Here is a 19,782-nt window from a genome sequence, read left to right on the forward strand (position 1 = left end):
TTACGACTCAGCGCGGCTCAAACACTTCCGCCTGCAGCAGCACGGCCTCGCGCCCCAACAACGGATGGGTTAGGTAAGGACCAGCCCGGTAGCGAATGCGCGAACCGGTCCGTTTCTTCAACATGGCCACTTCCGCGGCCCCCAGCCCTTTGCCGTCGGCGGCGGGCAGGATGACAAAGGTGCCGCCATCCCCCTTTTCCACGCCCAGACGCACCAGCGGCGGCGCGCCCACGGCCACTAGGGTGCCCTCCTCCCACGGCGGCAGCGACATTGCTCCGACGCCGGCGCAAAGGCCTAGCCACAGCAGCAGCCCTCGCATCACGGCTTGACCAGAATCAGATGGCTATTGGCCGGCACCGTCACTCTCGCCACACCGCGCGACAACGGCAGGCTCTGCCTGTATGTTTCCGCCGTAGCCAACGCGCTCCACCCGATTTCCTGAGCCTGGAACGGCACCGCCGGCAGCAGCAGGTTCTTGCCATTGGGGAAGTACTGATTGGCAGGCAGGCTCAGCGTCTTGGCCGGGAAGCCGTAGCCGCTGGCAGGATTACCGCCCAGCGCCAACGTGGAGTTAAGACGCAGCATCAGACTGCCGTAATCCCCCGCGCCCACCGCGCGCAAACCATCGTTCAAGGCGCGCTCGCCGGTATTGGCTCCGGTCACCCACGGCTTCATCACCCCCACGCCGAACTGGTGCAACATCTGCATGCCCACCGCCAGTGCTTTCGGGTAGCAAGTGTAATTCGACGCCGCCACGCTCCAGCCCTTCAAATTGCAGGCCGGCCTGCGCAGAAAGCTTTCAAAGTCGCCGCCGCGACGCAAGTCGGGATGAGAATTGGCGTCGCTGCCGCGTCCACCGGTGAAGGTGTCCGCCGACACCAGATAGCCCATGGTCTGGGCAGCCAGCTCGTTTTCCCACACTGTTGGACTGCCGGAGCCCGGCGGCTTCCGCAAAATCTTGTTGTAGGCGTAGAGCACATGCAGGTATTCATGAGCCAGCGTGGACAAGGCCAGGCTGGGGCCGTTGCCCTTCATGCTCCAGTTGCGGCCCGGATCGGCCTGGGCGAAGGTGTCCAGGTCCACGAAGGTGGCCAATGCCTGGTTGCTCTTGCCCACCACCTCGAGGCATCCTTGATCCGCGCCGCACATGGTCGGCGCAGCCGACGCCAGCAAGGCGTTAGTCCAACGCACATAGCCGAGCAAACGGTTTCCATTGGCTTGACTCGGATCATTCAGCCGGCTTAGCACCAAGTGCACATCCTTGGTGTCCCCGGGCAGGGCCAGCGCTCGCCAACCCGGATCAATGTCGTCGCCCCAGGGTTCGCTCACCACCGAGGCTTCCAACGGGTAAACGCTGTTGGCGAAGCGCTCTGCCAGAGCGTCGGCCTGATCGCTGCCGACGCTGACGTCCAACCCGTCCTGCGCCCACACATAAACCTTGCCGCCGCCGTTGGGTAAATCCCGCATGGCTTGCAGGCTAGTGGCGCTGTCGCTGTCCATATCGTGCCAAACCCGTTTGTCGCCGATAGCATAGCTGGCCGCCTGCAAGCTGGCCTGCTCCGCCAGCAATCGATGCGAACCGGCACCCCGCAGCGACAAAGCGCCTGAACGCGCCGCCGCGCCAACCGCGGCCGTCACCGCGAGGCTTTCCGCCTCCAGGCGCTCCGCGGCGGCGTCGGACCCGCCACGCAAACCGGAGGAGCCCAGTTTGGTCTGGCGGGAGGTGTCGCCGGCGCTGACGCGCGACACCACCATTTGCCAAGCAGTGCTCAAGGGACTGCCGCTGATCGATACCGTTTGCGCCAGCGCGCCGGTATTGGTGTACTGGTAGACAGAGCCCGACTGAGCCCTATTGGCCGACGCCGGCAAACTACACACATTGCCCGAGCACTGCAGTGCGGTGACCTCCGCGCCGTCCGTTGCCAACATCCTGCCAGATGCCGATGTTCCAGCGGCCGAGCCGCTACTGCCAGCGCTACCTCCGCCGCCTCCGCCGCATGCGCTCAACAGCGCTGAAATCACGGATACCGCCAATATTGTTTTTGTATGTTTCATCCCTGCAGTCATCCATTTCATGTATTGAGAATGAGAAAAAATACTAATTCCATTCCAATGGCAATGACTAAGGCAAATAATTACGTTTTTTTATGATATTTGTTTAGTTAGAGTGACAGAAACCTACGCACGGTCGACAGAGCGCAAAGCCGACAAGCCTGCTATCATCGCCAGGTCTTTGAATAAGGAGCAGTCATGTCCCTGCGCAACCCCAATTCCCCGCATCGCCTGAGCCGCCTGAAAACCCGTCAACGCAAGAAAATGCGCGTCGGCGAATTTCGCGAGCTGGGCTTCCATCTGATCGCCATGCTGCACGACGGCGCGGATTCCGAGGCCTTGCTGGACGCCTGGCTGGTCCAGGTGGACGACGCCGGCATCAGCTTTGGCGGCCATTTCGACGGCGCGGGCAAGCTGGAAGGCGTGGCCTTCCCGGTGGGTGAGGTCAAGATCAGCGACGCATTGCGCCAGCAACTGCTGTCCTGGCTGCAAGCACGCGCCGAAGTGAAATCGGTTGAAGGCGGCGAGTTGATCGATCTGTGGCACAACCACTGATCTTTCCCCGTCCAATGTAAAAAAACCGGCTTCTAGCCGGTTTTTTTATGTCGAGTCCAATGGACTGGCCATCCCGATAAAGTCAGGACAGCTTGCGGAACACTCTATAGCCAATATAGAGCCAGGTTTCCCTCGCCAGAAAGCGGGACCAACTGGACAGCGTCCGGTAGCGGCTGGATTGCGTGGGCGCGGGATAGGCGGTCAGGCCGATATCGGTGGCCATCAGCACCGAGCGGCGCATATGCAGCGGATCGCTGACCAAAAGGAAGGAACGGATGCCGAACTGGCTGCTCAACTCACGCGCGTTTTCCAGGTTTTGCCATGTGGTGCGCGACTGGTTTTCCACCAACATCGCCGTCATCGGCACTCCCTGCTTGGCGGCGAAGTCGCGGCCCACATCGGCTTCCGATGGATAACCCGGCTCCGGCGTGCCGCCGGTAAACACGATCCAGCGCACCTTGCCGGATTTATACAGTTTGACCGCGTGGTTGATGCGCTCGCGGAACACCGGCGACGGGCGCTTGCCCCAGGCCGCCGCCCCCAACACCAGCGCCGCGTCGGCTTGCGGTTCGTTTGCGCTGTCGCCGAAATCGACGATGCTCCAGGCTATGTAGCTAAAGCCCAGCACCACTAGCAAAATCGCCAGCACAAAGCCTTTCAACATCAAACGCAAGTAGAGCATGGGTACCGCAAGTGAAGGAGTGAAGGGTGGAACGCCGATTGTACTCGCAAACCGGAGGCAAGCGGCAAGGCCGCACGCGCGGCGTCTACTTCTCTAATTCCCAAATCGCCGCCTGCAAGGACTCCATCCGCGCGGAGAGCGCCAGTTGCGCGTCGTCCAACGCCTTGTTGTAAATGTCTCTGCCGATTTTGTCCGCAACGAAGTCCAGCAGAAATTGCGCGTCGAACTGCCCCAGCTCGATGCCGAACTGATCTTGCGCATACTGTTGCAATTGAGGAGCCAGCGCTTGCAGCTGAGCGGGGGTCAACATCGAATGATTGGCCATGGCGTGCCGCCCTGTGCGATTGAAAGCCGCGATTATGGCGGCTATTCGCCGATGCTGGAAGCGGTTTCCCCGCCCGCGGCTAAGCGGACATCATCCGCCCCCATTTCAGCAGGCCCTCCCGCCACTGCCGATGAGCGTTCAATTGCCAGACAAGTAGTTGGTCCCCGGCGTCGCAGCGCCAAAGGGGATAGGCCCGCATTTCGCCAAGCAAGGCCTCAGCGGCCTGGCTGTCGTCAAAACACAGCGCCAGCCAATCCGCCCCTGTGCGCGTCAGTACGCGGCGCAGCTTATCCGGCCACGGCGCTCTGCCGCGCCACACCGCGGCGCCGTGAAAACAGCCTGAGCGCAGCCATTGCCGCCGGATGCGCCACTGTTCGGCGCTCAGCGCGTACAGGCCGCGCGGAAACTCCAAGCTCCACCATAGCGCAGCTTGCATATTTCGCCCTTTCGATTGTGCGGTGCACAATTTTTTATACCCGCATTCCGCTCCCGCCGCAAGCGCCGCCGGCGCCAATAAAAAACAGGCCGCGAAAGGCGGCCTGATCAAGTTGAAACGCTCACAACGATAAGTCATACAAGGGAAATCAATTACACGGTCACCCAGCGCGGCCGGGTCAGCTCTTCCGGCTTCAGCAGCAAATCCAGCTGCTCGCGGCTCAGCAGGCCTTGTTCCAGCACAATGTCTGCCACGCTGCCGCCAGTGGCGTGCGCCTGGGCCGCCACATTGGTGGCCGCGGCGTAGCCGATGATGGGGTTGAGCGCGGTCACCAGACCAATGGAGTTCTCCACGCTGGCGTGCAGACGTTCGCGATTCGCGGTAATGCCTTTGACGCAGTTATCGGTCAGCGTGGCGCAGGCGGCGGCCAGATGGCCCATGCTGCGGAACAGACTGTAGGCGATCACCGGCTCGAAAGCGTTGAGTTGCAACTGCCCGGCCTCCGCCGCCATGGTGATGGTGACATCGTTGCCTATCACCTCGTAGGCCACTTGGCTCACCACTTCCGGAATCACAGGATTCACCTTGCCCGGCATGATGGACGAACCGGCCTGCCGCGCCGGCAGGTTGATCTCGCCGAAGCCGGCGCGCGGGCCGGACGAAAGCAGACGCAAGTCGTTGCAGGTCTTGGACAGTTTGACCGCGATGCGCTTGAGCACGCCGGACAGCTGCACAAAGGCGCCGCAGTCCTGAGTGGCTTCGATCAGATTAGGCGCGGTCAGCAAGGTGTGGCCGCTCAGTTCGGACAAATGCAGGCAAGCCAGACGCGCGTAATCCGGGTGCGCGGTAATGCCTGTGCCGATGGCGGTGGCGCCCAGATTGATCTCCAGCATCAGCGCGCTGGCTTCCATTAAGCGCTGCTCGTCCTCTTGCAGCATCACCGCGTAGGTCATGAACTCCTGGCCCAGCGTCATCGGCACCGCGTCCTGCAGTTGGGTGCGCCCCATCTTCAGGTAGTCCTTGAACTCGTCGGCCTTGACGGCGAAGGCCTCGCGCAACGCCGCCATCCGGGTCAGCAACTTGTTGGCGCCCCAGAACGCCGCCAGCCGCAAGGCGGTCGGGTAAACATCGTTGGTGCTCTGACACAGGTTGACATGCTCGTTAGGATGCAGATGCTGATACTCGCCCTTGGCGTGCCCCATCAGTTCCAAGGCGCGGTTGGCGATCACCTCATTGGCGTTCATATTGGTTGAGGTGCCTGCCCCGCCCTGGATCGCATCCACCACGAACTGCTCATGCCAGCGGCCAGCGCGGATTTCCTCGCAAGCGGCGATGATGGCCTGGGCGATGGGCGCCGGCAGCAGCCCCAGATCGCGGTTGGCCTGGGCAGCGGCCTGCTTGATGCAGGCCAAGGCGCGGATCAGGTCGCCGTAGCCGGCGATGGTCTGGCCGGTGATGGGAAAGTTTTCGACTGCGCGCAAGGTGTGCACGCCCCAGTAGACACCGGCGGGCACTTCACGATCGCCTAACAGATCATGTTCTATGCGAGTCGTCATGGATGCTTCTCCTGATACGGATGGCGCCACGCGCTCGCGTGGCTTGAAGCTGCGCACTTTATGCCATGCCGCGACGGCTGGCCAATTCGAAATGCCGATGGGGTCATGCAGGAAACGCATAACCTTGCCGGCGCCCGAGCCGGCCCCCCCTCCTCAACAAGCCTGGTATTGGCGTGTCAGGTAATGCCAAAACGCCTGCAAAGCCGGGCGCTGACGCTTCTGATCCACGTAAAGGCGAATGTCCATCTCCACCTGCCAGGACTCGTCGCCGGCTGCCGCCAACAAACCCTCCTGCGTCTCCCTGCGCGCTGAGCTTTCCGGCAAGAAAGCCAGGCCATGCCCTTCCAGCACCATGTGCTTGAGGCCTTCCGCCATATCGGTTTCATAGCGCAGCGCCAGCTTGGCCGGCTGTGGAGCGGACTCTAGGATTAGATCGCTCATCAGCCGGAAATAGGCGTTGCTTGCATAGCCGAGAAAGGGCAACGGCTGCTGCGCGCTGCCGGGCAGCGGATAGCGCGGCCGGCCGGCGTCTGCGATCGAGAACGGCCTCAACCGCTCAACGCCCAGCTTTAGTCCCTGATAGCGGGCGTCGGTCAACTCCACCGGCTGCTTGGGGTGGTGGTAGCACATCAATAGGTCGCTGCCGCCTTCCACGAAAGCCAGCAGCGCGTCATGCACATTGCTGGCCTGCAGCCTACAGGGCAAGGCGCCGTAACCGCTCTGCGCCTGAGACAGCCATTTGGGGAAGAAGGAGAAGGAGAGCGTGTGCGGCACCGCGAACTCCAGCGTGCCGTCAGCCAGGGGCTGCAAACCGCGCAATAGGGCGCGGCTGGTGTTGAGCTGGGACAGCATGGCCACCGCCTGCTCGCGAAACAGCGCTCCGGCCTCGGTCAAACGCGTAGGATAAGTGGTGCGGTCGATCAGGTCGGCTCCAAGCCAGCTCTCCAGCGACTTGATCCGCCGCGAGAACGCCGGTTGGGTCAGATGGCGCAGTTCCGCCGCGCGGGTAAAGCTGCCGGTTTCCGCCAGCACCAGGAAGTCTTCAAGCCACCGGGTTTCCATCGCGCTGTTCCGCTAGATTGATCAGGAGTTGCGATAGTAGCGCAAACGCAGCGCAAGCCGGCGACTTTGACCTGCTGCAAACCCAAAGTCATAAACCGGGTTAGAATAACGCAACTATCTGGCACCATCCGCATGCATATTACTCACTTCATCTGGCAAAAGCTGCTGGGCCTGGCGCCCGGCGAGATCCAGAGCGGCGACACGCTCTGGCTGCTGAGCCCTCGCCAGCACATGCCCTTGCTGACTCAGCGACGCGCGCTGATGCTGGTCAACCGCTGCCGGCTGTTCGCCATCCTGTTCTCCGCGCTCACCCCGGCTTGGGCGGTGATCGACTTGCTGACCCTGCCCTATCCGCTGTCGCTACAGCTGGCGGCGCTGCGCTTGCTGGTCTCCGCCGCCTTCGTCGCACTGGCGGTTTGGCAGCCGATGGACGGCCGCCTGCCTGCGGCCTATCGCGGCATCTCGCTCTTGTTCGCCATCCCCACCCTGTTTTACATCGCCTCTCACTTGATGCTGCGCCGTTATCATCTGGAGGGCTTGTCCGCCGCCATCGGCGCCGGCTACGCCTTCCTCCCCTTCGTGCTGCTGGCCGGGCTGGCGATCTTTCCGCTGACGCTGCTGGAGAGCCTGGCTTTCGCCAGCCCGGCCTTGCTCGGCTTCGTGCTGACCAGCCTGCTGGACCTGAACGGCGACAACCTGCCCGGCTTCGGCGGCGAATTCTGGCTGCTGTCTCTGCTGGCCGGCGTCTCCGCCATCGCCAGCGTCAGCCAGTTGGCCTTCATCATCGTGCTGGTCAACCAGGCGATACGCGACCCGCTGACCGGAGTCTTCTCGCGCCGCAGCGGCGAGGAGATGCTGGGCTTGCTGGAATTACAGGCTCAACGCAGCCGACAGCCGCTGAGCCTGGCCTTTATCGATCTGGATCACTTCAAGGCGATCAACGACCACTACGGCCACTTGGCCGGCGATCAGGTCTTGCGCCATTTCGCCGAGCTGATGGAAGGAAGGCTGCGACGCAGCGACGTGCTGGTGCGTTGGGGCGGCGAGGAGTTCGTGCTGCTGATGCCCGGCGCACAGCTGGTCCACGCCGCCCAGGTCATCGCCCGGCTGCGCGCTCAGGGCCTGGGCGAGCGGCCTGAAGGCCTGCCGCTGAGCGCCAGCATCGGCGTGGCGGAGCTGTTTCAGGATGGCTGCGCCGACTGGCGCGCGCTGGTAGATCTGGCTGATACCCGCATGTATCGGGCAAAGCAAGCCGGGCGCAACCAGGTCGTGATCTCCGACTGACGCTTTACCCGTCGGGCGAGTTTGCTTATCGTTGACGGCATGACCGTTCTCACCGCCTCGTCCCGTCCCCGCCCTCGTGGCGTCGCCGCCGCGCTGCTGCTCAGCCTGTTGGCCCATGGCGCGCTGCTGTGGCTGGCCAAGCCCGGCGGCCGCCCGAACGCCGATGCGGCCCCGCCGCTGCGAATACAGCTGAATCCGCCAGCTCCAGCCATTGTTCCGCCCCCGGCGCGCGCCGTCGCGTCCGAGCCCCCTTCCCGAAAACCTGCTGTGGCGCCGAGGCATCCGCCGGCCGCGGCGCGGATACACGCGCCCGTCCCCGGCGAGCGTCGCAATCAAAGCAGGCTCGAGCGAAACCAACGCGAAGCTTCGGCCCCGAGCCCGGGCTTGACCTTGGGAGGCCTGCGCCAGCAAGTGCGCGAACAAGCCGCCGCCGCGCCGGAAAAAATCAGCCCGCTGCAGGCAGACCCCGCCAAAACGAAATTGGCCCGCTCTATTGAGCGGGCCGAAAAACCGGACTGCAAGACCCGTTACTCCTCATTTGGCCTGCTAGCGATCCCTATCTTGGCAGTGCAAAGCGCGCGCGAGGACGGCTGCAAGTGGTAGGCCGCTAGCCTCACGAAGCCGCGTTCGCCAGCGTCACCCAGTCCTGAGTGGCCTTGGCGGCGTGGAACTCGCGTACCGCTTTTTGCAGCAAGGCAAACGCCGCGGGCGCGTCAAGACGCCGGCAAGCCTCGTCCATGCTCGCCAGCACATCCCGCATTTCCGCTTCCGGCAGGCAGTATTCCTGAGCGCGCATGATGCGCTCGTGATCCGTGGCCAGCACGTTGTCGCCGATCAACAGCTCCTCGTACAGCTTCTCCCCCGGCCTCAGGCCGGTGATGCGGATCTCGATGTCGCCGCCGGGCCGGCTCGCGTCCTTCAACTCCAGGCCGGACAGATGGACCATGCGCCGCGCCAAGTCGATGATGCGCACCGGCTGCCCCATATCCAGCACAAACACGTCGCCGCCGTCGCCCATCGCGCCGGCCTGTATCACCAGCTGCGCAGCTTCCGGAATCGTCATGAAATAACGGGTGATGTCGGCGTGGGTCAGCGTGATTGGTCCGCCTGCCTTGATCTGGGCGCGGAACAAGGGCACCACCGAGCCGGAGCTGCCCAGCACATTGCCGAAACGCACCATCACGAAGCGGGTGGCGCTGCCGCGCGCGTGCCGGGTCTGCAGCGTCAGCTCCGCCATGCGCTTGGTGGCGCCCATCACATTGGTGGGCCGCACCGCCTTGTCGGTGGAAATCAGCACAAAGGTGTCCACGCCGCAATCCTCGGCCGCGCGCGCGGTGGTGTCGGTGCCAAACACATTGTTGACGATGCCGGCTACGGGATTGTGCTCCACCATGGGCACATGCTTGTAGGCGGCGGCGTGATAAACGGTATCCACCTTGAAAGCGCGCATCACCTGCACCAGCCGCTGGTAATCGGTAACCGAGCCCAGGACCGGCGTGCGCGCCGGCGAACCCGCGGCGCGATCCAATTCCTGATCGATGGCGTACAGCGCGTATTCGGACTGCTCGAACAAAATGATGCGCGACGGCTGGTTCTTGGCGATCTGGCGCACCAGTTCGGAGCCGATGGACCCGCCGGCACCGGTGACCATCACCACCTTGCCTCGGATATTGCGCGCCAGCAGATCGGGCTTGGGCGGCACCGGGTCTCGGCCCAACAGGTCTTCGATCTCGACCTCTTTCAACTCCTCCACCTTCGCCTCGCCGGACACCAGGTCCGCCATGCCCGGCAAACGCTTGATCGGCACTCGCAGCAGTTCCAGGGTCTCCAGTATCTCCCGCTGACGGCTGCGGCTGACCGAAGGCATCGCCAACAAAATGCTCTTGGCCTCCAGGTCTTTGACCAGCTGCGGCAGATCACGCGGCGGATGTACCGCCACGCCGCGGAAAGTGCGGCGATGCAGCTCGGGATTGTCGTCAACAAAGGCCATCGGCCGATATTCGCGGCCGGCTTGCAAGGCCAACATCAACTGCACGCCGGCACGACCGGCGCCGTAGATGATCACGTGCTCGCGCGGCGCGTCCACCGCGTCGATGCGACGCACCAGGCCGCGCAGCAGAAAACGGCTGCCGCCGATATAGGCCATGGCGAACACCCAGAAGATGATCACCGAGGTGCGCGGCATCGCCCAGATATGGGCCATCTGTAGCACCGCCTGCAACACCAGCACCGACAAGGTCACCCCGGAGAACACGGTCAGGATGATTTTGTCGTCCAGATATTTGAGCACCGCGCGGTACAGGCCCAGCTTGATGAAGATGGGAATCGCCCACAGCGGCGGCACGATGAAAATCCACAAATGCGGATTGAGCTTGGGGTCCCAATAACCGCCCAGGCGGAGGAAAACCGCGCTCCACAGCGCCAGCGGCAACAGCAGCGCGTCCATCAGCGCCAGCATCGCCATCTTGTTATGGCGGGAGAAGGCGAGCAGTTTTTCAAACATGGTCATTCTTTCGCGTCCGGCGGCCGTTGATACAGCGCATCCGGGCAACATTCCTCATTATCTTGGCCATCGCTCAGGCTCAGCAGCGCGAAGCCATGCGTCTCGTAGAAACGGCGCGCTCCCAGATTGGCCTGGAACACGAACAGCCGGCAGGCCGGCGCCGGGGGCGACAACAACCGTTGCAGCAGCATTCCGCCGACGCCCACGCCGCGATGTCCGGCGCGGACATATAACTGGTCTAGCCATAGCACATCGTCTTGCAGCGACGCGGCGGCGAAGCCGGCGATATCGCCGTTCCGTTCCGCCAACCATGCTCCGCCGGACGGCAATAGCGTGCCGGCGAACCAGGCTCTCACCTCCGCCTCGGCGTGCGCCAACGGCGCGTAGTTCATCTCGCTGCGGCAGTCCAGATAGATATCCGTTAGAGCGATGGCATCGGCGGGTCCGGCCAAGCGGATGGAGACCGTCATCGGCTGACGATCTTCATCAGCGTGGCGACGATGATGCGGACATCTTCAAATAAGCTGTGGCTTTCGGCGTAGCGCACGTAATACGCCAATTTTTCCGGCAATACCTGCTCAATGTAGGCGCGCTCCGGATCCTTGGCTCGGCCCAGGATTTCGTTCTCGTCTATCATCTTGATCGACGCCCAGTCGGTAATGCCGGGGCGCACCGACAACACGATGTCGCGGACTTCGTCCGGATAGTGGGCAACGTACTTGGGCACCTCGGGCCGCGGGCCGACCAAGCTCATATCGCCAAACAGCACGTCGATCAACTGCGGCAGTTCATCCAGCTTGGTCTTGCGCAACAAGCGGCCGGCGCCGGTGACGCGCGCGTCCGCGCCGACGGTCAGTTGGCCGTGTCGCTCGGTGTCCACCTGCATGGTGCGGAATTTGTGGATACGGAACAGTGTGCCGTTCCGCCCCACACGTACCTGGCGGAAAAACACCGGCCCCGGCGAATCCAGCTTCACCCACAGCGCCACCGCGAGCAGCGGCAGCGCCAGCACGGCCAGGCCCAGACCCGCCGCGACGATGTCGAAACCTCGCTTCAGCAGCCGCGAACCATGGCGGCGCGGACGGCAGCACGGCGGCAGCAAGCCGCCGCGGTCTGAACCACGCTCGCTCATGCGCTCAGAATCTCGCGCACCGCGGCGATGACCCGGGTCTGGTCATCATCCGTCATCCGGGTGTACAGCGGCAAAGTCACTTCGGCCTCGAAGGCGGCGTCGGCCACCGGGAACTGCTCGCGCGTCAGCTGATAGCCATCGCGCCACACCGGCTGGCGATGCAAGGGAATGAAGTGCACCGAGCAACCAATGCCCTTTTCCGCCATCCGAGCGATGAAATCATCGCGGCTGACGCCGGCTTCCGGCTTGATGCGCACCGGGTACAGGTGCCAGGCGTGGTTGCTGCCCGCGTCCTTCGGCCGCGCCGGCAGGATCAGCGGCAGGTCGGCCAGCTCGCGGTCGAAGCGCTGGGCCATCCCCTCGCGCAACTCCTGGAAGCGGCGGATCTTCTTCAACTGGTGGATGCCCATTGCCGCGGCGGTGTCCGGCATATTGTATTTGAAGCCAGGCGCCACCACTTCGTAAAACCAGGCCGGGGTCTTGGACACATAGCGGTCGAAGGCGTCGCGGCTGATGCCGTGCAGACGCATCACCTTGCAACGCGCGATCAAGTCCTTGTTCTTGGACACCACCATGCCGCCTTCGCCGGTGGTCATGGTCTTGTTGGCGTAGAAGCTGAACACGGTGACGTCGGAGTCCAAGGTGCCCACCAGCTTGCCCTTGTAATAAGTAGGCAGCGCATGGGCGGCGTCTTCAACAACCTTCAACCCATGCTCGCGAGCAATGGCGATGATCTCGTCCATCTCGCAGGCTAGCCCGGCGAAGTGCACCGGCATGATCGCCTTGGTCTTGGCGGTGATCGCGGCGCGGATCGCATCCGGGCTGATGTTGAAGGTGGCCGCGTCCACGTCCACGCATACCGGATGCGCGCCCAGGTAGCGCACCACTTCGGCGGTGGCGGTGAAGGTGTAGCTGGGCACGATGACCTCGTCGCCAGGGCCGATGCCGATCGCTTCCAGCGCCAGATGCAGGCCGGCGGTGGCCGAGTTGACGGCGATCGCCTCGACGCCGTCGCCGATGAATTGCGCGAAGTCGGACTCGAACTGCTTGGTCTTGGGACCGGTGGTGACCCAACCGGAACGCAGCGCGTCGACCACTTCGTTGATCTCTTCCTCGCCGATGTCCGGCAAGGCGAACGGCAGGAATTTTTGTTCGCTCATATCACTCTTTTCGCTATCAGTTAAGCGCATGGACACATCAAGACTTGTTCATGCGACCTTGCAAACCCAGTAGGGTGGGCAAGGCCAAGGGCTTGCCCACGCACAGCGCTCATTCCCCAAACACGCCGCCTTCCGTCTCTCCGGCCCAATCCAGCGGCAGGCGGCCTTCCCGCACCCAACGATGGAAACTGGAATACGGCCAATCCCTCACCCTATCCACCAGCCCATGTTTGAGCGGATTGCCATGGATGTAATCCACATGGCGCTGCAAATCGTTTAAATCCGCAATGGTATGCTCCCAAAACCGGCGTTGCCAGATCCCTTTTTCCCGCTGTCTGAGCTTACTCAAGGTCCGATTTCCCGCCGCCGGCAGAGCACGGCTGAAACCGGACTTGATCCAGCCCCAGCGACGCGAATAATCGGCGTCCTCCTCCGGCAAGGTCCAGATCGCGTGCAAATGATCGGGCAGCACGCATATCGCCACCGTTTTGAAAGGCAAAGCTTGGCAAACCTGGCGGTAAATCATGCGCAAATTCTCTACCCGCTCCACCAGCAAGGATGAGCGTCTGTCAGCCAAGCTTAGGGTAAAGAAGTATGTGCCTCCCTCCAACCTGGAGCGACGATAGCGCGACATATGCACCTCCTCGACCTTGGCCCCCGCCGCCGTGTGGGCAAATCAAGATTTGCCCACCCTACCCTGGGCATCATCAACATGCACCGCTAGTAAAAACCGCCGCGCCAGTACCGCGTAATCATGGTGTTCCAGCACATAAGCGCGGCCGGCCACGCCCATCGCTTCGCGTTCGGCTAAAGGCAGCGCCGCTATCCGCCGCGCCGCGTCGGCGATCGCGGCCGGATCCTCGGCGCCCACGCTGATGCCGGCGCCGGCGTCCTTCACCATATCGTTGCCGGCCTCCACCGAATGGATCACCGGCTTGCCGGCCATCAGGTAGTCGAACAGTTTATTGGGGTTGATGCCAAAGCGATAGATCGGCAGTTTGCGCCAGCCTATGAACAAGGCGTCCATTTCAGCGAGGAAGCCCGGCACCGCGCGCTTGGCGATGGCCGGCAGCAACATCACATTGTCCAGCCCCAGTTCGGCGGCGCGCGCCGCCAAGGCCGGCTTGTCCGGCCCGTCGCCGACCAGCACGAAGCTCAGCGGCGCGTCCTTGAGCCGGGCCGCAGCCTCCAGCAAGTAATCCAACGCATTAGCCAAGCCATGCCCCCCGGCATAGCCGATCAGGAAACGACCCTGCGCTTTCAGTTCCGCCAGCCGCATCCGGTGCTCGGCCGGCAGCGCCTCAGCCTCCCCCCGCCATTCCCCAACATCGACGCCGTTGGGAATCACCACGTACTTGGCCGGGTCCATGCCGTGCGCCACCATATAGTCCTTGGCGCAGGGCAGCATGGACACCACGGTGTCGGCCTTGCGATAGCCGAAATCCTCGGCCCACTGCAGCAGGCGGATGAAGGGATGCTTGGGCGACATGCCGCCCACCTCCACCGGCGTCAGCGGCCACAGATCATGCACCTCGTACACCAAGCGCGCGCCGGTCTTGGCGGCGATCCAGGCCGCCGGCACCGTGTCCAGCGGATAGGTGGACGAAGCGATCACCACGTCCGGCTTCCAGTGTTTCCGATAAAGGCCGGACAAGCCCATTACCCGAGCCAGGAAGCTGAAGATATTGAGCACGCGGCCCACGCCGTTGCCCTCGTAAGGACGCGTGCGGCACCAGGTGTAACGGATGCCGTCGATATCCTCGTCGCGATATTTGCCGTCCACTTGCGGGTGGGTCTGACGCAGATGGGACACATCGGCGGCCAGCATATTGACTTCGTGGCCGGCCTTCACCCATTCCCGCGCCAGATAGTAGGGGCGGAATTCCATGCCATGCCGGGGGCTGCCGGCATAGTGGTTGATGTAGAGAATTTTCATGATTTACAAGGTCGCGTACAGCTTGACCAGCTTGTCGGCCTCCGCCGCCCAACTGTATTTGTTCAATACCGCCTGCTTGCCGGCTTCGCCCAGCGCGCGCATGCGCGCTTCGTCAGCCATCAGTTCGTTGACGGCGGCGGCGATGGCCGCCGGGTCCTGCGGGTCCACCAGCAGGCCGCAGCCGGCGTCGTCCACGATTTCGCGCCACACCGGAAAATCCGACGCGATCACCGGCATGCCGGCGGCCATGTATTCGAACAACTTGATCGGCAAGGCGTCGACATAATTCGGCGTCGGAAACAGCGTCACCAGGCCGATCTTGCTCTTGGCCAGCACCTCGGCCACGCCCTTGCGGTCCAACACGCCCAGGTCATTGACCCGTGCCCAGCCGGGCCGGGCAGATACCCGAACCTTCAGGTCGCTCTCGCTCCACGGCCCGGCCAGATTCAAGCGCGTCGCGGTATCCGGCAGCGCCTCGACGATGGGTTCGATGCCGCGGATGCGCGAGATGCCGCCGATATAGCACAACTCGTTGCGGCGCTGTTCCCACGGCGTGTCGCGCACCAGTTCTTCCAGGATGGGGAAGTTGCACACGTCCAGCGCGCGCGCGCCCAGTTTCTCGAAGCGCTTGCGGATGTGCGGCGTCGAAGTCACCACCGCGTCGAAGCGGCGCGCCGCCCAGTCCTCCAGCGTTTCAAAGCCGCTGGACACCAGGGGCCGCACCGCGCCGGGTATCCAGTGCTTGGCCAGGATCTGGCGCGGCACGTCCTCGTGCACGTCGTAGACCACCTTGATGCCGGCCTGCTTAAGGCGCAGCGCGGCGGGGATCAGCTCCGGGTCGTGAAAGTGGACCACGTCCGGGCGCAGCTTCAGCGTCGCCTGGTAGACGCGCTTGACGGTGCCGGTCATCCGCGCCAGCCGGCCACCGGATTTGGGGCCCACATCGTGAAAGCGCACGCCGCGGTTGATCTCCTCGCCCTGGCCGTCGGCCACGATCAGCGTCACCTCATGCCCTGCCGCGGCCAGGCTCGCGCACTCCTTGACGAAGATGCGGATGTCGTGACGGGGATGAGCGGAAGTGAGATGGGCAATTTTCATATTAAGCTCTGTTTTGCGGCCGTCCGGCCCGCAACGATCTCGGGCCCGCGGCAAAATCCTAGTTGTCGGAACCCAGCAGTTCCCGGTACAGCCGGGCAAAGCCGGCCATATTCGGCTGATGCAGCCCCTTGTCTGCCACCAGCCGGCGATTGAGCCCGGCGGCCTCGTCCAGCTTCGCGTCCTCGCCGGCCCATTCCATCGCGCGCAGCAAGGCCTCGTCCAAACGCCCCACATCCTCGGCGATCACGCCGTTGAGGCCGTCTATCACCCATTCGCCGTTGGCCGGCAGATTGGACAGCAAGGGCAAGCAGCCGTGGCCCATCGCTTCCAGCAGGCTGATGCTGGTGGCGTCCGAGCGCGGCACGCTGACGAAGACTCTGGACTCCGCGTACATCCGCCCCAGCGTCGCGCTGTCGACGAAGCCCGCGAAGTCGACACGTTGCAGCCCCAGCTCGGCGGCCAGGCGCCGCAGCGCTTCGGTTTCGCTGCCGCTGGCGGCCACGGTCAAGCGCCAATCGCCAAAGCGATCGCCGCGTTCCACCCTCTCCCAGGCGCGCAGAATGGCGTCGATGCGGTACAAGGGCTTGTGCAGCCGGCAGGACAGCACCGTCTTGCTCTTGCCCGCGCTGGCCGCCGGCGCCGGCATGGCGTCCATGCCGTAATTGAGCAGGCGGATGCGGCAGCCCTCGCCGGCCAGCTCGCGGATCTTCGCCGCCATGTGCAGCGAATCCGAGGTCATCGCGTCGGCGGCGGCCAGATTGGCGCGCACCATCGCCCGCATCAGCGGGTTGCTGTCCGGCAGCAACAGCACATCGGAACCCCAGGCGGTCAACACCATGGGCAAGCCCAGGCTGGCGGCCGCGCGGCTGCCGTGCCAAGCCACGCTATTGGCCTGGTGGATATGCAGCAGCCGCGGCCGCGTCTCGCGCAGCCAAGCGCGCAAACGCCCCGCCGTGCCCAGCGCCGCCAGGCGGAAATCCACTTTCAGGCTGCCGGCCAGCAAGGCGGCCACGTCCGCCGGAATCTCGCCGTTGCAGGCCAGGAATAATTGATCCACATGCGGCGCGATGCCTCGCAAAAAACGCCAGGTATGCACCGAGGCGGACCCCACCACCGCAACGCTGGCGATCTTGCTTCTCACAGGCTCAGTCATGCGCCCAGGCCTCGTACAAGGGCAGCAATTCCGGATGCTCGTCCAGCCATTTGGCGTCCATCTCGCGGGTATCGCCCACTACCCGCGCCGGGTTGCCGGCCAGGATGGCGAAATCGGGATAAACGCCGGCCGGCACATAACTGTAAGCCGACACCATGCTGCCCTTGCCCAGCTCCACGCCCGGCATCAGCACGGAGTGCGGGCCGATGAAACTGTACGGGCCCAGCTTGGTGGGCTTTTTCAGATAGCCCACGTGATTGTTGCTCTCCAGGTAGCGGTCGCCATACAGGCGAATGGCCACATGGCTGGAGTGGGTCAACAGCGAAACATAGTTGGTGATCTGACAACCTTCGCCGATATACAGCCCGCCGGAGGCGTCGATCAGATTGAAATGGCCGATGTAGACGTTGTCGTCCACCATCAGCTTGCCGACATGTTCGATGCGGGTCATGTTGGACACCCGGGTGCGTTTGAGGAACACCCCGTCGCCGCGGGTGAATCCATACACCATTCTGGGCTGCACCCACGCCGACAGGCGGAAACGGATGCGGCGGAATAGAGCGTGCCAATTCATCGGGCTGCCTTGTAAAGCCATGAAAAATAAGCCAGGAAGTACGCGGCCATCACCACCGACACCAGTTGGAAGGTGGTCACAGCGTCGTTCCACAGCATGAAACCGGCCCACATCGTGCCTAGAAACAACACAGCCTGCAGCAAGGACCACAGAAAAGCCTGGCGCTGGCGATTGATCACCGGCGGCACCATGCCCAACGGCGAGGCGACGAAGTGGAACAGGATATAGAGCGACATCGCCTCCGCATAACGTCCGGCGGTAGCCCAGTTCTGTCCGAACACCAGCGAGAACAAGGGTTCCCCGGCCAGCTGTATCACCAGAAAGGGCAGCAAGGCCATGCCGCCCAGCGTCAGCATCATCTTGCGCAAAATGGGCCGCAGCGGCTGGCGCTGATTGCGGGCGTCGGCCAGCTCGCGATAGGCCACTTGCGCCACCGCCTGGCCTATCAGCGCCGCCGGCAGCTTCAACACACGCATCATCAGGCCGTAGAAGCCCACGGAGGCGGTGCCCGCCAGCATGGTCAGCGCCACCAAGGTCGCTGAATCCAGCAAGGCAGTGCTCAAGGCGTGCGGCGCGTTGATCTTGGGAAACTCGATATAAGCGCGCGCCACCTCGCGCATGTCGACGCGGCTGAGCTCATGACGCCAAGCGAAACGAGCCTTGATGTCTTGCCAGGTTTGCGCCAGCAGGGAGCCTAGCTGGCCGGCCAATTGGCCCAGAATCAGGCCGGCGGCGCCGGCTCCTATCCAGCCCAGCCCCACTTGAGTGGCCGCCATGCTCAAGGACTGCAACATGCGGCCGTTCGCGTTGGCCTGGTAGCGTCGATGACGGTTGTTCCAGTTGGTCCAGGCTTGCATCAAGCCCGCCAGCGCCACGGACAACGGCAACAGCAGCAACCAGGGTTCCAGTTCCGGCGCGCCCAGATGGCGGGCGATATGGACGTTGCCGTCAAAGGCCACCACCACGCCCACCAGCAAAGACAGAGCCAATGCGCAGGCGATGGACAAGCCCATCAGATTGCTGGCCCGCCTCTCCTCCGCCGGCAGCACGATGGCCATCTCGTAACGCGCGGTGGCCAGCACCGCCAGCGTGGACAGCCATGAGACGTAGACCGCCTGCACCCCCACCTCGTGCGGGTTATACAAACGGGTGATCAGCGGCGACACCAGCAACGGAATCACCTGCGCCACCGCCGCCCCGGTGACCAGGGTGATGATGTGACGGATGAAGCCGCTCTTGGGCAGGCGGGACAGCAACAAGCTCATGCGCTCAGGCCAGCGCCTGTTTGACTGCGGCGACGATGGCGTCTTGCGTCGCCTCGTCCAGGAAGGGATGCATCGGCAGACTCATCACCCGGCGGCCGGCGGCCTCCGACAGCGGGAAGCTGCCTTCCGGCAGGTTCAGGTGAGCGAAAGCCGGCTGCAGATGCAGCGGAATCGGGTAATGCACGGCGGTGGGCACGCCCAGCTCCTTCAACTTGGCCTGCACCGCTTCGCGATCATCACCTCAATGGTGTACTGCGCGTAAACATGGCTGTTGCCTTCGGCGATCACCGCACCCGCGCCACGTCGCGCAGCAGCAAGCTGTAGCGCGCGCCAATACGTTCGCGCGCCGCCACTTCGTCCGCGAAGCTGGGCAGCTTGGCCAGCAGCACCGCCGCCTGTATGGTGTCCAAGCGGCCGTTCAGGCCGATGATGGGATGGTGGATAGCGGCGGTCCTGGCAGTGCACGCGGATCTCGGCGCATTTGCTTGGCCGAGCATCGTCGCGGGTGGTGAAGCAGGCTCCGCCGTCGCCGTAGCAGCCCAGGGCTTGCTGGGGAAGAAGCTGGTGCAGCCTATGGTGGACAGGTTGCCGGACTTCTTGCCGCGCTGGCCCGCGCCAAGCTCTGCGCGCCGTCCTCGATCACCGCGATGCCGTGTTTGGCGGCGATGGCGTGATGGCGTCGAAATCAGCGCACTGGCCATACAGGCTCACCGCATGATGCGCTGGTGCGGGGCGTGATCGCCGCTTCCAAGCGCGCCGATCCATGTTGTAGCTGACAGGATCGATGTCGACGAACACCGGCTTGGCGCCCAGCAAGGCTACATCTCGCTGGCGATGAAGGTGAACGGGGTGTGATCACTTCGTCGCCGGGACCAATGTCCAAGGCATCATCGCGATCGCAGCGCCCTTGGTGCCGTCGCAAACGCCGATGGCGTTGCTTGGCGCCGGTGTACTCCAGCCACCTCTTGCTCCCCTCCTTCACTTCCGCCCCATGATGTACTGGCCGTGG

The 19,782-nt window shown here is 63.6% G+C and carries 23 protein-coding genes; 3 read left to right on the top strand and 20 right to left on the bottom strand.

The genetic code is table 11. The features are described 5' to 3' along the window. Window positions 1-7 precede the first annotated feature (7 nt). Together DXT74_RS22590 and DXT74_RS22595 are read right to left on the bottom strand one after the other, a co-directional pair. The gene (locus tag DXT74_RS22590) at window positions 8-319 is read right to left on the bottom strand and encodes a hypothetical protein (RefSeq protein WP_081556573.1); all 312 of its coding nucleotides are present in this window, start codon (window positions 317-319) and stop codon (window positions 8-10) included. Further along, window positions 319-1,929: a hypothetical protein gene (locus DXT74_RS22595; RefSeq protein ID WP_194427043.1), complete on the bottom strand. Its 1,611-nt coding sequence runs from the start codon at window positions 1,927-1,929 to the stop codon at window positions 319-321. Before DXT74_RS22595 ends, DXT74_RS22590 begins: the two co-directional genes overlap by 1 nt. 321 nt (window positions 1,930-2,250) lie before the next feature. Between DXT74_RS22595 and DXT74_RS22600 the strand changes: the two genes are divergently transcribed. Beyond that, complete coding sequence (locus DXT74_RS22600) at window positions 2,251-2,607, top strand: 50S ribosome-binding protein YggL (RefSeq protein WP_043636121.1); 357 nt, start codon at window positions 2,251-2,253, stop codon at window positions 2,605-2,607. A gap of 82 nt (window positions 2,608-2,689) precedes the next feature. Here the strand turns inward: DXT74_RS22600 and DXT74_RS22605 are convergent, their stop codons facing one another. The 5 genes from DXT74_RS22605 to DXT74_RS22625 form a co-directional block, all read right to left on the bottom strand. Continuing rightward, window positions 2,690-3,289 (bottom strand): YdcF family protein, encoded by a 600-nt coding sequence (locus DXT74_RS22605; protein ID WP_043636123.1) that lies wholly within the window; start codon window positions 3,287-3,289, stop codon window positions 2,690-2,692. Between the two features lie 85 nt (window positions 3,290-3,374). Next, window positions 3,375-3,614: a DUF2164 domain-containing protein gene (locus DXT74_RS22610; protein ID WP_043636126.1), complete on the bottom strand. Its 240-nt coding sequence runs from the start codon at window positions 3,612-3,614 to the stop codon at window positions 3,375-3,377. A gap of 79 nt (window positions 3,615-3,693) precedes the next feature. After that, the gene (locus tag DXT74_RS22615) at window positions 3,694-4,050 is read right to left on the bottom strand and encodes a hypothetical protein (protein ID WP_194427044.1); all 357 of its coding nucleotides are present in this window, start codon (window positions 4,048-4,050) and stop codon (window positions 3,694-3,696) included. Between the two features lie 152 nt (window positions 4,051-4,202). Next, on the bottom strand, window positions 4,203-5,606 hold the full coding sequence (aspA, locus tag DXT74_RS22620; RefSeq protein WP_194427045.1) for an aspartate ammonia-lyase: 1,404 nt from the start codon (window positions 5,604-5,606) through the stop codon (window positions 4,203-4,205). A 153-nt stretch (window positions 5,607-5,759) separates the two neighbouring features. After that, window positions 5,760-6,668, bottom strand: coding sequence for a LysR family transcriptional regulator (locus DXT74_RS22625; protein ID WP_194427046.1), 909 nt, complete (start codon window positions 6,666-6,668; stop codon window positions 5,760-5,762). 132 nt (window positions 6,669-6,800) lie between these two features. On the opposite strand from DXT74_RS22625, the gene DXT74_RS22630 reads away from it, so the two are divergent. After that, window positions 6,801-7,952, top strand: coding sequence for a diguanylate cyclase (locus DXT74_RS22630; RefSeq protein WP_081556569.1), 1,152 nt, complete (start codon window positions 6,801-6,803; stop codon window positions 7,950-7,952). Between the two features lie 39 nt (window positions 7,953-7,991). Next, the gene (locus DXT74_RS22635; protein WP_194427047.1) at window positions 7,992-8,555 is read left to right on the top strand and encodes a hypothetical protein; all 564 of its coding nucleotides are present in this window, start codon (window positions 7,992-7,994) and stop codon (window positions 8,553-8,555) included. 10 nt (window positions 8,556-8,565) lie between these two features. Here DXT74_RS22635 and DXT74_RS22640 read toward each other — a convergent pair whose 3' ends face one another. The 13 genes from DXT74_RS22640 to DXT74_RS23095 all read right to left on the bottom strand — a co-directional run bounded on the left by DXT74_RS22640 (window position 8,566) and on the right by DXT74_RS23095 (window position 19,538). After that, the gene (locus DXT74_RS22640) at window positions 8,566-10,461 is read right to left on the bottom strand and encodes a polysaccharide biosynthesis protein (RefSeq protein WP_370551735.1); all 1,896 of its coding nucleotides are present in this window, start codon (window positions 10,459-10,461) and stop codon (window positions 8,566-8,568) included. Next, a complete protein-coding gene (locus DXT74_RS22645) occupies window positions 10,458-10,925 on the bottom strand; it encodes a GNAT family N-acetyltransferase (protein ID WP_194427049.1) in 468 nt (155 codons plus the stop codon). The genes DXT74_RS22640 and DXT74_RS22645 overlap by 4 nt, the downstream gene beginning before the upstream one ends. Then, window positions 10,922-11,587: a sugar transferase gene (locus DXT74_RS22650; protein WP_081556566.1), complete on the bottom strand. Its 666-nt coding sequence runs from the start codon at window positions 11,585-11,587 to the stop codon at window positions 10,922-10,924. Before DXT74_RS22650 ends, DXT74_RS22645 begins: the two co-directional genes overlap by 4 nt. Then, complete coding sequence (locus tag DXT74_RS22655) at window positions 11,584-12,747, bottom strand: DegT/DnrJ/EryC1/StrS aminotransferase family protein (RefSeq protein WP_043594544.1); 1,164 nt, start codon at window positions 12,745-12,747, stop codon at window positions 11,584-11,586. The genes DXT74_RS22650 and DXT74_RS22655 overlap by 4 nt, the downstream gene beginning before the upstream one ends. A 109-nt stretch (window positions 12,748-12,856) precedes the next feature. Beyond that, the gene (locus DXT74_RS22660) at window positions 12,857-13,381 is read right to left on the bottom strand and encodes a transposase (RefSeq protein WP_194427050.1); all 525 of its coding nucleotides are present in this window, start codon (window positions 13,379-13,381) and stop codon (window positions 12,857-12,859) included. A gap of 42 nt (window positions 13,382-13,423) precedes the next feature. After that, entirely contained in the window at window positions 13,424-14,683 is a 1,260-nt protein-coding gene (locus DXT74_RS22665; RefSeq protein WP_194427051.1) for a glycosyltransferase family 4 protein, read from the bottom strand. Between the two features lie 3 nt (window positions 14,684-14,686). Further along, a complete protein-coding gene (locus DXT74_RS22670; protein WP_194427052.1) occupies window positions 14,687-15,781 on the bottom strand; it encodes a glycosyltransferase family 4 protein in 1,095 nt (364 codons plus the stop codon). A gap of 58 nt (window positions 15,782-15,839) precedes the next feature. Further along, the gene (locus tag DXT74_RS22675; protein ID WP_194427053.1) at window positions 15,840-16,934 is read right to left on the bottom strand and encodes a glycosyltransferase family 4 protein; all 1,095 of its coding nucleotides are present in this window, start codon (window positions 16,932-16,934) and stop codon (window positions 15,840-15,842) included. Then, complete coding sequence (locus DXT74_RS22680; protein WP_114154913.1) at window positions 16,927-17,508, bottom strand: acyltransferase; 582 nt, start codon at window positions 17,506-17,508, stop codon at window positions 16,927-16,929. Before DXT74_RS22680 ends, DXT74_RS22675 begins: the two co-directional genes overlap by 8 nt. Beyond that, on the bottom strand, window positions 17,505-18,773 hold the full coding sequence (locus DXT74_RS22685; RefSeq protein ID WP_194427054.1) for a lipopolysaccharide biosynthesis protein: 1,269 nt from the start codon (window positions 18,771-18,773) through the stop codon (window positions 17,505-17,507). The genes DXT74_RS22680 and DXT74_RS22685 overlap by 4 nt, the downstream gene beginning before the upstream one ends. Window positions 18,774-18,777: 4 nt before the next feature. Beyond that, window positions 18,778-18,969: a DegT/DnrJ/EryC1/StrS family aminotransferase gene (locus DXT74_RS23085; RefSeq protein WP_255524773.1), complete on the bottom strand. Its 192-nt coding sequence runs from the start codon at window positions 18,967-18,969 to the stop codon at window positions 18,778-18,780. An 88-nt stretch (window positions 18,970-19,057) separates the two neighbouring features. Continuing rightward, window positions 19,058-19,462 (bottom strand): DegT/DnrJ/EryC1/StrS family aminotransferase, encoded by a 405-nt coding sequence (locus DXT74_RS23090; RefSeq protein ID WP_255524813.1) that lies wholly within the window; start codon window positions 19,460-19,462, stop codon window positions 19,058-19,060. Further along, on the bottom strand, window positions 19,413-19,538 hold the full coding sequence (locus DXT74_RS23095) for a hypothetical protein (protein ID WP_255524814.1): 126 nt from the start codon (window positions 19,536-19,538) through the stop codon (window positions 19,413-19,415). Before DXT74_RS23095 ends, DXT74_RS23090 begins: the two co-directional genes overlap by 50 nt. Between the last annotated feature and the right edge of the window lie 244 nt (window positions 19,539-19,782).

This window comes from Chromobacterium sp. Rain0013 (assembly GCF_015291765.1).
Lineage (GTDB): Bacteria > Pseudomonadota > Gammaproteobacteria > Burkholderiales > Chromobacteriaceae > Chromobacterium > Chromobacterium haemolyticum.

What these genes read in the sequence shown, in the direction of transcription:
- DXT74_RS22590 (WP_081556573.1), bottom strand. Translation starts at nt 319, where the DNA reads ATGCGAGGGCTGCTGCTGTGGCTAGGCCTTTGCGCCGGCGTCGGAGCA.
- DXT74_RS22595 (WP_194427043.1), bottom strand. Translation starts at nt 1,929, where the DNA reads ATGTTGGCAACGGACGGCGCGGAGGTCACCGCACTGCAGTGCTCGGGC.
- DXT74_RS22600 (WP_043636121.1), top strand. Translation starts at nt 2,251, where the DNA reads ATGTCCCTGCGCAACCCCAATTCCCCGCATCGCCTGAGCCGCCTGAAA.
- DXT74_RS22605 (WP_043636123.1), bottom strand. Translation starts at nt 3,289, where the DNA reads ATGCTCTACTTGCGTTTGATGTTGAAAGGCTTTGTGCTGGCGATTTTG.
- DXT74_RS22610 (WP_043636126.1), bottom strand. Translation starts at nt 3,614, where the DNA reads ATGGCCAATCATTCGATGTTGACCCCCGCTCAGCTGCAAGCGCTGGCT.
- DXT74_RS22615 (WP_194427044.1), bottom strand. Translation starts at nt 4,050, where the DNA reads ATGCAAGCTGCGCTATGGTGGAGCTTGGAGTTTCCGCGCGGCCTGTAC.
- aspA (WP_194427045.1), bottom strand. Translation starts at nt 5,606, where the DNA reads ATGACGACTCGCATAGAACATGATCTGTTAGGCGATCGTGAAGTGCCC.
- DXT74_RS22625 (WP_194427046.1), bottom strand. Translation starts at nt 6,668, where the DNA reads ATGGAAACCCGGTGGCTTGAAGACTTCCTGGTGCTGGCGGAAACCGGC.
- DXT74_RS22630 (WP_081556569.1), top strand. Translation starts at nt 6,801, where the DNA reads ATGCATATTACTCACTTCATCTGGCAAAAGCTGCTGGGCCTGGCGCCC.
- DXT74_RS22635 (WP_194427047.1), top strand. Translation starts at nt 7,992, where the DNA reads ATGACCGTTCTCACCGCCTCGTCCCGTCCCCGCCCTCGTGGCGTCGCC.
- DXT74_RS22640 (WP_370551735.1), bottom strand. Translation starts at nt 10,461, where the DNA reads ATGACCATGTTTGAAAAACTGCTCGCCTTCTCCCGCCATAACAAGATG.
- DXT74_RS22645 (WP_194427049.1), bottom strand. Translation starts at nt 10,925, where the DNA reads ATGACGGTCTCCATCCGCTTGGCCGGACCCGCCGATGCCATCGCTCTA.
- DXT74_RS22650 (WP_081556566.1), bottom strand. Translation starts at nt 11,587, where the DNA reads ATGAGCGAGCGTGGTTCAGACCGCGGCGGCTTGCTGCCGCCGTGCTGC.
- DXT74_RS22655 (WP_043594544.1), bottom strand. Translation starts at nt 12,747, where the DNA reads ATGAGCGAACAAAAATTCCTGCCGTTCGCCTTGCCGGACATCGGCGAG.
- DXT74_RS22660 (WP_194427050.1), bottom strand. Translation starts at nt 13,381, where the DNA reads ATGTCGCGCTATCGTCGCTCCAGGTTGGAGGGAGGCACATACTTCTTT.
- DXT74_RS22665 (WP_194427051.1), bottom strand. Translation starts at nt 14,683, where the DNA reads ATGAAAATTCTCTACATCAACCACTATGCCGGCAGCCCCCGGCATGGC.
- DXT74_RS22670 (WP_194427052.1), bottom strand. Translation starts at nt 15,781, where the DNA reads ATGAAAATTGCCCATCTCACTTCCGCTCATCCCCGTCACGACATCCGC.
- DXT74_RS22675 (WP_194427053.1), bottom strand. Translation starts at nt 16,934, where the DNA reads ATGACTGAGCCTGTGAGAAGCAAGATCGCCAGCGTTGCGGTGGTGGGG.
- DXT74_RS22680 (WP_114154913.1), bottom strand. Translation starts at nt 17,508, where the DNA reads ATGAATTGGCACGCTCTATTCCGCCGCATCCGTTTCCGCCTGTCGGCG.
- DXT74_RS22685 (WP_194427054.1), bottom strand. Translation starts at nt 18,773, where the DNA reads ATGAGCTTGTTGCTGTCCCGCCTGCCCAAGAGCGGCTTCATCCGTCAC.
- DXT74_RS23095 (WP_255524814.1), bottom strand. Translation starts at nt 19,538, where the DNA reads ATGGATCGGCGCGCTTGGAAGCGGCGATCACGCCCCGCACCAGCGCAT.